11 protein-coding genes are annotated in these 12,957 nt (G+C 60.4%); 3 read left to right on the top strand and 8 right to left on the bottom strand.

Annotated features, from left to right (window positions below; all coding sequences use genetic code 11):
* Positions 1-10: 10 nt before the first annotated feature.
* The 7 genes from HKD27_RS05685 to HKD27_RS05655 form a co-directional block, all read right to left on the bottom strand.
* On the bottom strand, positions 11-418 hold the full coding sequence (locus tag HKD27_RS05685) for an OmpA family protein (protein WP_041112501.1): 408 nt from the start codon (positions 416-418) through the stop codon (positions 11-13).
* Positions 419-472: 54 nt separating this feature from the next.
* Positions 473-2,155 (bottom strand): thiol reductant ABC exporter subunit CydC, encoded by a 1,683-nt coding sequence (gene cydC, locus HKD27_RS05680; protein WP_194688834.1) that lies wholly within the window; start codon positions 2,153-2,155, stop codon positions 473-475.
* Complete coding sequence (cydD, locus tag HKD27_RS05675; protein ID WP_194688833.1) at positions 2,152-3,837, bottom strand: thiol reductant ABC exporter subunit CydD; 1,686 nt, start codon at positions 3,835-3,837, stop codon at positions 2,152-2,154. The genes cydC and cydD overlap by 4 nt, the downstream gene beginning before the upstream one ends.
* A gap of 112 nt (positions 3,838-3,949) precedes the next feature.
* Positions 3,950-5,824 (bottom strand): sensor histidine kinase, encoded by a 1,875-nt coding sequence (locus HKD27_RS05670; protein ID WP_370544242.1) that lies wholly within the window; start codon positions 5,822-5,824, stop codon positions 3,950-3,952.
* A complete protein-coding gene (locus HKD27_RS05665; protein WP_158413643.1) occupies positions 5,821-5,994 on the bottom strand; it encodes a NepR family anti-sigma factor in 174 nt (57 codons plus the stop codon). Before HKD27_RS05665 ends, HKD27_RS05670 begins: the two co-directional genes overlap by 4 nt.
* A gap of 200 nt (positions 5,995-6,194) precedes the next feature.
* Positions 6,195-6,770 (bottom strand): sigma-70 family RNA polymerase sigma factor, encoded by a 576-nt coding sequence (locus HKD27_RS05660; protein WP_011253907.1) that lies wholly within the window; start codon positions 6,768-6,770, stop codon positions 6,195-6,197.
* A gap of 131 nt (positions 6,771-6,901) precedes the next feature.
* The gene (locus HKD27_RS05655; RefSeq protein ID WP_194689014.1) at positions 6,902-7,408 is read right to left on the bottom strand and encodes a sigma-70 family RNA polymerase sigma factor; all 507 of its coding nucleotides are present in this window, start codon (positions 7,406-7,408) and stop codon (positions 6,902-6,904) included.
* Positions 7,409-7,629: 221 nt separating this feature from the next.
* On the opposite strand from HKD27_RS05655, the gene HKD27_RS05650 reads away from it, so the two are divergent.
* Together HKD27_RS05650 and HKD27_RS05645 are read left to right on the top strand one after the other, a co-directional pair.
* Complete coding sequence (locus tag HKD27_RS05650) at positions 7,630-8,370, top strand: response regulator (RefSeq protein ID WP_194688832.1); 741 nt, start codon at positions 7,630-7,632, stop codon at positions 8,368-8,370.
* 61 nt (positions 8,371-8,431) lie between these two features.
* A complete protein-coding gene (locus tag HKD27_RS05645) occupies positions 8,432-10,240 on the top strand; it encodes an ABC-F family ATP-binding cassette domain-containing protein (protein ID WP_194688831.1) in 1,809 nt (602 codons plus the stop codon).
* A gap of 15 nt (positions 10,241-10,255) precedes the next feature.
* Here the strand turns inward: HKD27_RS05645 and HKD27_RS05640 are convergent, their stop codons facing one another.
* Positions 10,256-11,251, bottom strand: a complete 996-nt coding sequence (locus HKD27_RS05640; protein ID WP_194688830.1) for a Gfo/Idh/MocA family protein — start codon at positions 11,249-11,251, stop codon at positions 10,256-10,258.
* 159 nt (positions 11,252-11,410) lie between these two features.
* On the opposite strand from HKD27_RS05640, the gene secD reads away from it, so the two are divergent.
* A complete protein-coding gene (secD, locus tag HKD27_RS05635; protein ID WP_194689013.1) occupies positions 11,411-12,952 on the top strand; it encodes a protein translocase subunit SecD in 1,542 nt (513 codons plus the stop codon).
* The last annotated feature ends 5 nt before the right edge of the window (positions 12,953-12,957 follow it).

Genomic DNA, 12,957 nt, shown 5'->3' with positions numbered 1-12,957 from the left:
GGGCGCCGGATCAGTGGCCCGGAACGATGGTGATGGAAACGCGACGCAGGGCGACGTGGGAGTCTTCAAGCTCGCTCGGGACATACGGCGTCATTTCGATCCGTGCACCGTTCAGTCCGTCATTGCTGAGCTGCGTTGCTACGGTCTGGGCCCGGCTCGTCGCCAGTTCCTTCAGAACTGCAGCATCACCGTTTGCACCGGCAGAGCCCGAGACGCGGACGACGGAAGCGTGTTCAGCGCGGGCAGCCGTGGCAGCCTTGGTCACGACAGCCTGGGCGACAGGGCTGAGCGTTACGGATTCACGGTCGAAGAAAACGACGTAGCTGTCACGCGACGGCTGCTCGGCGCAGCCTGCCAGCGCAGCTGACAGAACGAAAACCGGGGCCGCGATGCGGACGAAGGAAAGGAAACGTGCCATGGCGTAGCGTCCTGTCAGGATAAAGAGGTGTGAAGCTGGATCGGCGCGGGCCGGTCAGCACGCACTGGAAATAACCTGTCCGTCCTCAAGGCGCCAGATGCGGTCAAGTTTTTCCACACCGGTCAGTCGATGGGCGATCAGAAGAACACTGCGCCCCTCGGTCGCATTGTTCAGCGTCTCAAGGAAAGCGCGCTCGGTCTCCGCGTCCAGTCCGGTTGCCGGTTCGTCGAGAACGAGGATGGGAGCATCGGACAGCAGAACGCGCGCCAGAGCGATACGCCGTCCCTGCCCGCCCGAAAGTTTCGAGCCGCCTTCCCCGATCCAGGTGTCCAGCCCGTCAGGCAGATTGCGTACGACGTCTGCAATCCTGGCCTGGTCGAGCGCAGCCCACAGCGCCGTATCCGGAATGTCCGTCCGGCCCAGAAGCAGGTTTCCACGCACGGTATCATCAAACAGATGGCTGGCCTGCGACAGCCAGGCGATCTGCGAGCGCAAGTCACTGTCGCGCAGGGTGGTGATATCGGTGCCACCCAGCAGGATCCGGCCCTGTTCGGGAGATGCGGCCTTGAGGATCAGGGCGGCCAGGCTGGATTTGCCAGCACCGGACGGTCCGATCAGAGCCGCGCGCTCTCCCTGACGGAGAGTCAGGTTCAGGTCACGGAAAATGGGAGCCCGGTCCGGTGTCCAGCAGAACGTCACGTTCTCAAGACGCAGATCGCGACCTGCCGGAAGCGGTGCGTTGCCTTCGGGTGCAGGGGGAGCCCGATCGGCAATTTCGACAATCCGCTGTGCCGCGTGGCTGACCTGCCCGCTCAACAGACCCGCACGCGCCAGACTAGTGACGCCTTCAAGCGCTGTGATGGCCACGAACAGCGCCGTAATACCGGCGATGGCGGGAGCCTGCGGGAAGAGAAGACCCGCAACGGCACACAGGATGACCGCGATTCCGGCCTTGGCGATCAGGCCTGCAAAGCCCTGCATGAGGGCCATGCGCGTCTGCTGGCGGCGCTGGGCCTTGAAAAGGGTTTCCTGACGGTCCGTGACTGCTGCGGCAAGGACGTCTTCCGCCCCAAAGGCCCGGGCCTCGCGCAGACCCGATGTGAGATCGAGTGCCGCGATCCGCAGTTCCGATTCCGCACGCAGGATATCCGGACCAAAGCGACGGGACAGGCGCGCGCCCATCAGGGGCAGAATGAACGCAAGGACGGCAAACAGAGCGCCGGTCAGCAGGCCTGCTTCCGTTCCCGCCCGCATCCAGACAAGCGTCGCGATCGGGAGTGTCAGGAGAGCGGATACCAGCGGGACAAGGATCCGCAGATACAGGTTGTCCAGTGTCTGGACGTCTGAGACCAGGCGCGTCAGCAGGTCTCCCGAACGCTGGAAACCCAGCCCCGCCGCAGCACCGCCCGCGAGCTTGCGATAGAACCAGACCCGCAGATCGGCCAGCGCGCGGAACATGGCGTCATGCGTATAAAGACGCTCGAAATAACGCAGGACGATCTGCGCCACGCCCGACAGTCGAAGAAGAAGATAGGCGGCCCCTGCTCCGACAGCAGCGCCGGCAATCCGCCCACCGGCCTGCCCCATCAGGGCCAGCCCCGCACAGACAGCCAGTTCGGCGATGACCATACCGGTTATCAGGCGCGTATATTGCGGACGCCAGACCTGAAGGATGCGGGACAGCGCTGTTTCGCTTCCCGTCTCTGCAACCGGATTTGTGGGCAGCGGGGCGCTCATGCGGCTTCTCCCGTAAAGGCAATGGCGCGACCGGCATCAAGCACGAGGTGCCGTCCCTGAAACTGGCGGGCCTGCGCGGAATGACTGCACAGGATGACGGTCCGGCCTTTGGCGAGGTCTTTCAGGCTGACAAGGATTTCAGCCTCGGTCTTTGGATCGAGATGGGATGTGGGCTCATCCAGCAGCAGAAGCGGCGCGTCCTTGAGATAGGCGCGGGCAATGGCGATACGCTGCGCCTGACCACCGGACAGGCCAAACCCGCCCTCGCCGATCCGCGTTTCCAGTCCGTCCCGGAGTGACGACAGGTACTGATCGACAGCCGCTGCGGAGACGGCACGATCCAGATCTTCAGCCGAAGCATCGGGCCGCGCGAAAAGGATGTTCTCACGGATGGTTCCGGCGAACAGGACGGGCTTCTGCCCGATCCAGCTGATCCGCGAGGAAATCTGGCGTGGAGAGAGGCTCTGCATGTCCTGTCCGTCGAACAGGATGCGTCCCTGTGAAGGAGAAACGAAGCCAAGCAGCAGTTCCAGAAGCGTGGATTTGCCAGCTCCCGATGCACCTTCGAGAATCAGTGTCGCACCAGCAGGCAGAACGAAGCTCACGTCATGAATGACCGTGCCGCGCTGTTCATCCCATGCAAACGAGACGTGTTCCGCTGTTACTGAGATGCCGCCTCTGGCCTGCACGACGTCAGGACCCGCTGCCGTCCGCTCGGTCAGCGGTGCCAGTTCATGCATGGCTTCTGCTGCCGCGGTGGCATGGGCGCGGTCCTGATAGGCCGCCGACAGGGCACGGAAGGACGCAAATGCCTCGGGCACCAGCAGGACGGCATAAAGCGCGCGTGTCAGGACGGCATCAGAAGGATGACCCATCAGGGTGTGGGCCTGTGTCACGACGATCAGCACAAGGGCTGCAACCATGGCGACATCCGTGGTCGCCGAGGCCAGAAAAGCGATCCGCAGGACCTTCATGGTACGCTGGCGCAGGTCATCGGCGCTCTGTGCCAGAGCCTGCGTCTCGCGATCGGTTCCACCGGATAGGACGATGGTCGCAATGCCCTTCACACGGTCCAAAAAGCGCGTCTGAAGGCGGTTCATGGCCAGGAACTGCTTGCGGGACGCGACGGCCGTGGCAATGCCGAAGACGGCCTGAAAGATGGGAAGCATGGCACAGCAGGCCGCAAGAATCAGACCCGCCTGATGGTTCTCCACATACAGCGCGATCACGACCAGCCACTGTGAGACCAGCCAGAGCGATGCCGCGGGCAGCCAGCGTGCGAAGTAGCCGTCCAGCGCTTCGATGCGGTCAACCAGTGTGGCTGCAATGGCGGCGCTGTGATGGCGGCGCAGGAGTGCCGGTCCCTCGCCGATGATCCGGTCCAGCACTTCGCGGCGCAGGCGGCGTCGGGCATGGATCCCGGCTGAAGCGGCGGTCATGTCCTGTATGGTGGACAGGATCACTCTGAGGACGCAGGCCAGAAGAAAGACGCCGATGGCTGGTCCGGTGCTGTCCGTATCGCGGGTCAGGACGGAAGCGAGCGTTCGAGCCAGCGCCCAGGCCTGTAGGAGCCCCAGCAGGGTTGAGAGCAACCCTAAAACTACTACGACAGAGGTCCGGGAGCGGCTTGCGCGTCCCTGTGCCTTTACCCACGCTTTTGCGATTGTCTTGTCGGCCTTCATGACCCCTGCATATAGGTCGCAAAAGCTCGACAAGACAGTGCTTCGGGCAATTCTTGCCGCTTATTTAGGTTTTTTTGTGGATTTGCTGGCGGAACCTGACGCCGCTTTGCAGTTACAGACCCGAGTCTTCTCCGTGACTGATGGCCTTGCGCGCCATCGCCAGCGCCGTCAGAGAGGGGCGTTCGGGAATGAAACGTAGGGTATACCAGGTTCCGTTTTCATTGCTGACCGTCATATCGGCATTGATCTGACGCGCGAACCCGCGGATGAGCTGCATCCCGATTCCTTCCCGACGCGTGCGGGACTCGGTGGCCTGACCGGCATTGATGCCGATTCCATCGTCACCCAGCTTGAGTTCTACCAGACCTTCCTTTTCCGGATCTGTCGGAACAACCTTGTGCAGGTTAATCACGATATGACCCGCCCTGTTCTCCGGGAACGCATATCGCAGGGCATTGCTGACGACTTCGGTCACGATCAGCGCGATCGGGACGGCCTGATCGGGAGAGATCAGGACATGCTCGATATCGAGTTGCAGCCGGATGCGGGTCTGGGCGTTCATGCCGTTCGCGGACAGCAGGATGCTGCAGAGTTCTTCCAGAAAACTCTGGACATCCAGCGCCGAGAGGCCACTTTCGGAATACAGGTAACGGTGCAGGGTCGCGAGTGCCCTCACCCGGTCCCGCACGAGACGAAATTCCTCGCGGGCCTCATGGGAGCGGATGCGGCTTGCCTGCAGGTTGAGCAGTGAGGCTACGACCTGCAGGTTGTTCTTTACCCGATGGTGAATTTCCCGGATCAGCATGTCCTGATTGCGGGCCGACTGTTCCAGATCCTGCTCATGCTTGCTGAGCCGGCGTGTCGCGCGGAGAAACGCCTTTTCCAGATGCCTGATTTCAAGCGGAATCGAATGGCTGATCCGTGGAGCAAATGCAGCCCCCTTGCGCCAGTCTGCGACCGCCAGGGCCAGTTTCTCCAATGGATCGACAAGAAACAGGCGCGCCCCCAGTGCGACGGCCATCAGTTCAAGCACCAGCAGACCCACAATCAGGCTGACCCGGATCAGGAAGATATTGAGGGCGTGGCTCTCTTCGGCCGTGCGCTCCGTTGCGACAATCAGGCTGACCGGACCATAGGCATTCTGGAAAGCGTAGGTGATGCCCTGGCTCGTAAAGACGTCATGCAGGCTGAGGGACGCAATGTCCCTCTTCAGACGCGCAAATGCCCTTCTCGGCAATTCCGCGGTTACCGGACGATCCGGGAAAAGCGAATAGAGGGTTCCGTCTGGCATCGCCAGAAAATGCCGTGAATTGTTATCCGTGCCGAGCAGGAGGCGGCCGTCCCCTTTCGGAAGATGGCTGCGCTGCCAGCCCAGGGTCCGGACGGCAATGATGTAACCGGAGACGGAGTTGTTGCTGAGAATGGGAACAACGAACTTCAGGAGCGGACCACGGTCGCCCTTCAGCACATCGACTCCGACAACCGGAGTTCTGACCGTCGGAGAGCTCATCGCAGGCGCGGTGAGTTCGGGAGACGAGCAGATTGCCGCATCCTGCGTTGAGGGGGGTGGCAGAACGACCGATGGCCTGCCGGACACGTCTGTCAGCATCAGCATACAGTAGTGATGCTGTGAGACGGTCTGGACCAGCGCAAATTCCCTCAGGGCATTTCCTGAAGAAATGTCTCCATTGGCAAGCATGTCCAGCAGCGTGTGGGTCTGGTCGAGATCCGTCGTGATTTCCGAAATGGCAAGCTGCGTGTCGCGTTCGGTGCGCATGGCGCTGTTGCCGACATTCTGCTGGTAGCTGTGCCAGGCCAGCAGAGAGGCGATGATCGCGAGGGGTAGAGTCGTCGCGACAATCAGGGTCATCACCCGCGCGCCGACGGTGTCAAACATCCGGATGCTGCGCAGGGCGTCACGTCTGTGCCACAGACGACGCCAGCGCCGCGGATTCAGGTCTGGAGAACCAGACCGGCTAACAGTCACTTGTTTCGGTCTTCCTCGATCAATCGGAGAAGTTCATCGGGGATCGGCTCGTTTGCAACATCATCAAAAAGCTGATGCAGGCCCCGGCTCAGCCAGATTCCGAAAGGCGAATCCTGATCCTCGCCAGTGGTTTCCTTGGCTGAGGACTTCCGCTTGTCTCCTGCGGTCATTGGCTGGTCCTGAACCTTCCTGTGACGTCAGAAGATGCAGATCCTGCACCCCTGATACTGACTGTGGCGCGAACTCCGGGTCTCTCCTGAGAAGCCGCTGCGGGATGAACTGCCGATCCAGTCTTACGAAAACAACACGTTTTCTGCAATCACTGCCAATCCGCAATGGATACAAATTCTTTCCATTGCGGATCCTGAGATCATGAAAGCATGAGATCGTCGGAGGACTGACCGGCACGGCGACGGGCATCCATGGCATCGCGCAGGGCCTTGACCTTGATGCGCAGCTTGTCGTTGGCCGGCAGGTCTCCGCTCATCCAGGCTTCGAGCTGACGACGGGCGCGGAAGACGCGGCTCTTGGCCGTTCCGACAGCGCAATCCGTGGCTTCAGCCAGAGCTTCGTAGCTCATGCCCTGAATCACGACCATAACGAGAGCTTCGCGCTGATCGGCCGGAAGGCGGGACAGTGCCATCGACAGATCCTTGAGAGCTAGGTTGTCCTCATGGGTTGCCGGGCTGGCGAAGGACGATGCGGGTACATCATCGATATCGGTCGTCTCGCGACGCTTGCGAAGATCGGAGATGAAGCGGTTACGCAGGATACGATGCATCCAGGCCGAAAAATTCGTTCCCGGGATGAAGCTGTTCTGGGCTGCCAGAGCGTTGCACACGGCGTCCTGTACGAGGTCTTCTGCGGCGGCGCGGTTGCGGGTCAGCGAAAGAGCCTGAACGCGCAGCTTCGGAAGAATGGCAATGACCTGATCGTGGAACGTCATGGAACTGACTCCTGATTTCGTTCTGTTTTCATGGGATCAATGAACGGTCAGGCGAAAATGTTGCATCGGGGGGCAGGAAATTTTCTAAAAAAGGAAAAGACCGCCTGTGAGGCGCGGTAAACAGCCAAAAATCAGGTGATATTTTTTTCGCAATCCGTTTCCGGAGGTTCGGTATTTTCCGTCGCAAGCTCGGCAAGCTGGGCTCTTGCACGGGAAACACGCGCCCTCATTGTTCCGGCGGGCACATCGCAGACGCGGGCGGCATCTTCGTAGGACAGTTCCTGTGCTCCCACGAGAATCAGGGCTTCCCGCAGCAGATCTGGCAGCTTCCACAGCAGTTCGCCCAGATCCTGAACGGCATCGCGGGCATTCTGGCGTGACGGTGCCGCCGTGGAAGGTTGCATGTCCTGCTCGATGTCGAGCATGATTTCCTGTTCGCGGCTGCGGCGGCGCGTCTGCTCGTAGAAGGCATTTCTCTGGATTGTGAACAGCCAGGCTTTGAGGACTGTTCCCTGCTGGAACTGCTCCTGGGAGGCCAGTGCGCGGACAATCGTGTCCTGCACAAGATCATCTGCCGCCGCAGGATCGCGAGTCAGAAAACGCGCAAAACCCCGCAGATCCGGAAGGGTCTGGAGCAGGCCGCGGTGAAAGCTGCCTTTCTGGGGAGACGGGTCGCGCTGCTGGCCCGCGGGCAATCGTGTGCTCAGAAGAAGATCCTTCACGCGACATCGCATGCGACCGGGGCGGCCACGAAGACTATACGGAGATTGGGCATCGTGTCATGACTATTCAACCTTCATAACGAGATGCATTCCGTGGGGATGCGTTGGCAGATATCTTTTCAGGAGGCCATGGACACATGACTGATCTGGCACGTCAGGAACTCGTCAAGGCGCTTCCCTATGCCCGCCGCTTTGCCCGCGCCCTGGTTGGTGACCAGAAAACGGGTGATCAGCTTGTGGCCGTGGCCCTGAAGGAGCTGATGGAAAGTCCCTCCAGGAACGATCTGTCCGCACGGCAGGCTCTCTATGGCCTGCTTGTGAGCGCTTTCATGCAGCGCCACGGCAAGGATGCCACCGTGGGCATGCCGCTGCGGCAACGCGCGCTTCTGCTGCTGACTTCCCTGGAAGAGCAGTCCCTTTCGTCCAGTGCTCAGGCGCTGGGCATTACGGATGAAGAGGCAGCGGCCGAACTGAACAAGGCGCGCGAAGGCCTTCAGGGCATTGCGCAGACAAGTGTGCTGATCATTGAAGATGAGCCGATCATCGCCATGGATATTCAGGATCTGGTCGAGCGCTGTGGCCACAGGATCGCAGGCGTTGCCCATACAGAGGCCGATGCCGTTGCGTTGGCTGCGAAAACGAAGCCCGGTCTCATTCTCGCGGACATCAATCTCGGCGGCGGCGGTGACGGGATGCAGGCCGTCGGGCGCATCCTTCGGACCCATGAAGCGCCGGTCATTTTTGTAACCGCCTATCCGGAGCGTCTGCTGACGGGTGAGACGCAGGAGCCATCCTTCGTCATCACGAAGCCCTTCGAGCCGATGACCTTGGCTGTGGCCACCTATCAGGCTGTTACAGGTGGCGTCACGCCCGTCTGAGAGTATGATTCGGTGCAGGGGTGACTTGCGGCGGCCGTCCTGCTGCGACACATAGGGAGCCATGTCGGCACCCATTCTCTCCCTGCAGAACATTACCTACACTCTCGGCGGACGTCCCCTGCTGGATGGCGCGGAACTGGGCGTTTTGCCCGGTGAGCGGATCTGTCTGGTCGGCCGCAACGGTTCTGGAAAATCCACGCTGCTGAAGATCGCCTCGGGCGATATCGTGGCGGATTCCGGAACGCGTTTCGTTCAGCCGGGAATCAAGGTCCATTATCTGGCTCAGGAGCCGGATCTTTCCCGTTACGCCACCACCTTCGATTATGCGTCCGAAGGGCTTGATGAGACCGAGACCTACCGGGCGCGCTCCATGCTGGCAGAACTCGGGATGACGGGTGAGGAAAGCTGCCAGAACCTTTCGGGTGGCGAAGTGCGCCGTTGCGCCCTCGCCCGCGCCCTTGCGGCAGAGCCTGATCTTCTGCTGCTGGATGAACCGACCAACCATCTGGATCTGCCGTCCATCACATGGCTGGAGAAAGAACTCTCCGCCTGTCGCTGTGCGATGATCGTCATCAGCCATGACCGACGCCTGCTTGAGACTTTGTCCCGAAGCGTTGTCTGGCTGGAAAATGGCATGACGCGACGGCTGGATCAGGGATTTGCGCGCTATGAGACCTGGCGTGACGAGGTGTTGGAACAGCAGGAGCGTGATGCTCACAAGCTGGATCGCCAGATTGCGCGCGAAGAAGACTGGATGATTTACGGCGTCACGGCGCGGCGTAAGCGCAACGTGCGGCGTGTGGGGGAACTGGCGGCGCTGCGGGCACAACGCAAGGAACTTGCTTCACGGGGCAAGGGTACGCTCCGCATGGCAGCCACAGACGCCGAGAGTGCGGGCAAGATCACGATCGCTGCGGAAGGTGTGAACTGGGCCTATGACGATCGCGCCATCGTCCGGGATCTCGATCTGCGGATACTCCGCGGTGACCGGCTCGGCCTGGTGGGTGCCAACGGCGCAGGGAAGACCACACTTCTGCGTCTGCTGACCGGCAAAATGGAGCCGCAGTCCGGGACCGTGAAGATGGGGCCGTCCGTAGCCATGGTCACACTGGACCAGCAGCGCGAAAGTCTTGATCCGGCCAAGACCCTTGCCGAAACCCTTGCCGGTGGAAGCGGGGATATGGTGCAGGTCGGGGACGAGAAGCGTCACGTGATCGGCTATATGAAAGACTTCCTGTTCCGTCCGGAACAGGCTCGTACGCCGGTGGGAAAACTGTCCGGCGGTGAACGGGGCCGGCTGGCGCTGGCCTGTGCTCTGGCCAAGCCATCCAGCCTCATGGTGCTGGACGAGCCGACCAACGATCTCGATCTTGAGACGCTGGATCTTCTTCAGGACATGCTGGCCGATTATGCGGGCACGGTTCTGCTGGTCAGCCATGATCGTGATTTCCTCGACCGGGTCGCAAGTTCGGTTCTGGTATCGGATGGCGGCGGAGACTGGATCGAATATGCCGGGGGTTACTCGGATATGCTGATCCAGCGTGGGGATGTTCCGGCAGGTCGTGAAACTGCATCTTCGGAAGCTGAAGAGATCGCACCAAAGTCTGCTTTAAAAACAGACAGGAAGCCGAAAAAACTCAGCTATAATGACAAGCGGGCGCTGGATCTTCTTCCGCAGAAGATGGCTGAGCTGGAAAAGAAGATCCAGAGTTATCGGGACGTTCTGGCGGATCCGGGTCTGTATGGTCGGGATGCTGTCAGGTTCGAGAAGACGACCCAGCTTCTGGAAACCGCAGAGCGGGATCTGACCCAGTCGGAAGAGCAATGGCTTGAGCTGGAAATGAAGAAGGAACTTCTTGAAAACCAGTGAGTTGAAGGAATTCTCTTAGTTCTGATCTGAGGCAGAGATCAGGCCGGAAAGTTCCATGATCTGTCGCGATTTCCGGATGCTGTCCGTCACCCGGATGGCGGCATCCAGCGCTCTGATCCCGGCCTGCGCATCGACCAGCACCGGTGCGCCGTGAAGGCACGAAGCGGCAAAGGCTTCATGTTCTACGGCCAGATTGTCGTGGTCTTTCCAGCTTATGGCCTCACGCCGGAAGCCGCCCGTGCCCGGAAGAGGCATGCCGCGTTCACGCCCAATGAAGCTCAATTTGCGCTCCATGAAATCGGCGGAAAGATATCCGTCCTGTGAGAAAAGACGCATACGTCGTTCAGTTTTCAGGGAAATCCGACTGGCGGTAATGGTGGTTACGCAACCGTTTTCGAACCGTACCCGGGCGTTGGCGATGTCTTCATGTGCGCTTGAAACAGCGGCTCCCAGGGCATCGATTTCTGCAATCGGGCTGTCCACGATCGCCAGAACGAGATCGAGATCATGGATCATGAGATCCAGAATGACCGATACGTCCGTTCCCCGCGGTTTGTAAGGCGCAATGCGGGTAGCTTCGATGTAAAGCGGTGCCTTGATTCGCTCCGTAATGGCCCGGTGTTCTGCCGAATAACGCAGCAGATGGCCGACCTGAAGGACCTTGCCGGTTTCTTGGGCAAGATCGGCAAGGGCATGCGCTTCGTCCAGCGTAGCCGCGATGGGCTTTTCGACCAGAACATGTCGCCCGGCCCTGAGGGCCTGGCTTGTCAGGGCAAAGTGATACTCTGCGGGTGCGGCGATGATGACGGCATCCACCTGCTCCAGAAGATTTTCATAACTTGTGGCAATTCCGCAACGAGCTTCCCGTGCCACGATCGCCGCACGGGCCGGATCGGGATCGTAAAGCGCGACAAGCTGTTCGGCCGGGTTTGCGGCGGACTTGAAGGCATGAAACCTTCCGAAATGGCCGGCCCCGACGATGCCGACACGAAGCTGTTGCGCTGTATTCATGCTGACAGGCTTATCAGGCGGGGTGTTTCCCGGAAAGACAGTGGGGCCTCAAACAGGCAAAAGGTTGCATCGGCATGGCGGAAACGGCATGGTCCCGGCCTGAAAATGATCTGAAAAACGATCTGTCCAAATCCGCCGAGGACGTCTCGACCTGATATGATGTATTACAGCCGGCTCAGACTGCTGGGCGTCGCGGGCATCTGCCTGATTGGCGTGCTCCTGTGTCTGCCCAATTTTCTGCGTTCTCCCTCACCGTCCCTGCCCTGGCGGCAGATCCATCTGGGGCTCGATCTGCGGGGCGGGTCCTACCTCCTTCTTCAGCTCGATCTGAAATCCCTTGAGCATGACCGCCTTCAGTCTCTTCAGGATCAGGCGCGCCAGACGCTTCTGGACCGGTCTCTGGGATATCGCGATTTTGCCCGCGACGATGCAACGGCCAGCCTGAGCTTCATGCCGCGTTCGGATGCCGAACGTGATGCCGCGTTCAAGGCTATGCAGTCCCTGCCTTCGGTGGTGCCGAACGAGTTCACGACGTCTGAAAAGGACGGACGCATCGTCCTGACGCTTCAGCATGAGGCGATGCTGGCCCGTGCGCGCGAAGCCGTGGCGCAGTCGATCGAGATCGTCCGTCGCCGTATCGACGCAACGGGTGCGATTGACCCGAGCATTGCACGTGAAGGTGACGACCGGATTGTCGTGGAGCTTCCGGGTGTCAGCGATCCGGAGCGGATCAAGAGCCTGCTGGGAACGACGGCCCGTCTGACCTTCCGTCTGCTCGCCCCGAACCCGAGCGTTGCAAGCCTAGGCTCGACGATGCTCGAGGACGAGAGCGTGCATACGCAGGTCGCGGTTCAGGATCATGTCGATGTGGATGGCACGGATCTGACCAATGCGGGTGCCGTGATCGATCAGCAGAGCGGTGGCTGGGCTGTGACGTTCCAGCTCAACAGCGCAGGTGCGACGGCATTTGCGAACGTCACGCGGGCCAATGTCGGCAAGCGCTTTGCAATCGTGCTGGACAACAAGGTCATCGAGGCTCCGAACATCATCAGCCCGATCACGGCCGGAAATGGTCAGATCACGGGTGGTTTCGATGCTCGCAGTGCGTCTGATCTTGCGCTTCTGCTACGTGCTGGCGCTCTTCCTGCCCCACTTTCAGTTGTTGAACAGCGGACAATCGGTCCGAGCCTCGGCGCGGCTTCCATCCATGCCGGTATCATTAGTCTGCTGACCGGACTGCTTCTGGTTATCGTGTTCATGGTGCTATTCTACGGCCGGTTTGGCCTGTATGCGGATATCGCCCTGTTTGCGAACCTGATCCTGATGGTGGCGATCCTCTCGCTGTTCCAGGCAACACTCACACTGCCGGGTATGGCGGGTATGCTGCTGACCCTGGGTATGGCTGTGGATGCCAACATTCTGATCAACGAGCGTATCCGCGAGGAAGTAAAGCGTGGTCGTGGTCCGCTTCAGGCCCTGCAGGCCGGTTTCGACCGTGCAACCGGCACCATCATCGACAGTAACGCCACGGCGTTCCTGGCGCATGTCATGCTGTTCGTATTCGGAACGGGTCCTGTCCGCAACTTCGCGCTGACGATCACCATCGGTATCGTCACGACACTCTTCACGACACTCCTGCTGTCACGCCTTCTGGTCGTGCGGTGGTACGCCCTCGCCCGTCCCAAAGAACTTCCGGTCTGATCGTC

The sequence above is a fragment of the Gluconobacter sp. R75690 genome (assembly GCF_015244525.1).
GTDB classification, from domain to species: Bacteria; Pseudomonadota; Alphaproteobacteria; order Acetobacterales; family Acetobacteraceae; genus Gluconobacter; species Gluconobacter potus.
Note: the sequence above shows the minus strand (reverse complement) of the source record. Positions and strands in the feature narration are given on the sequence as shown.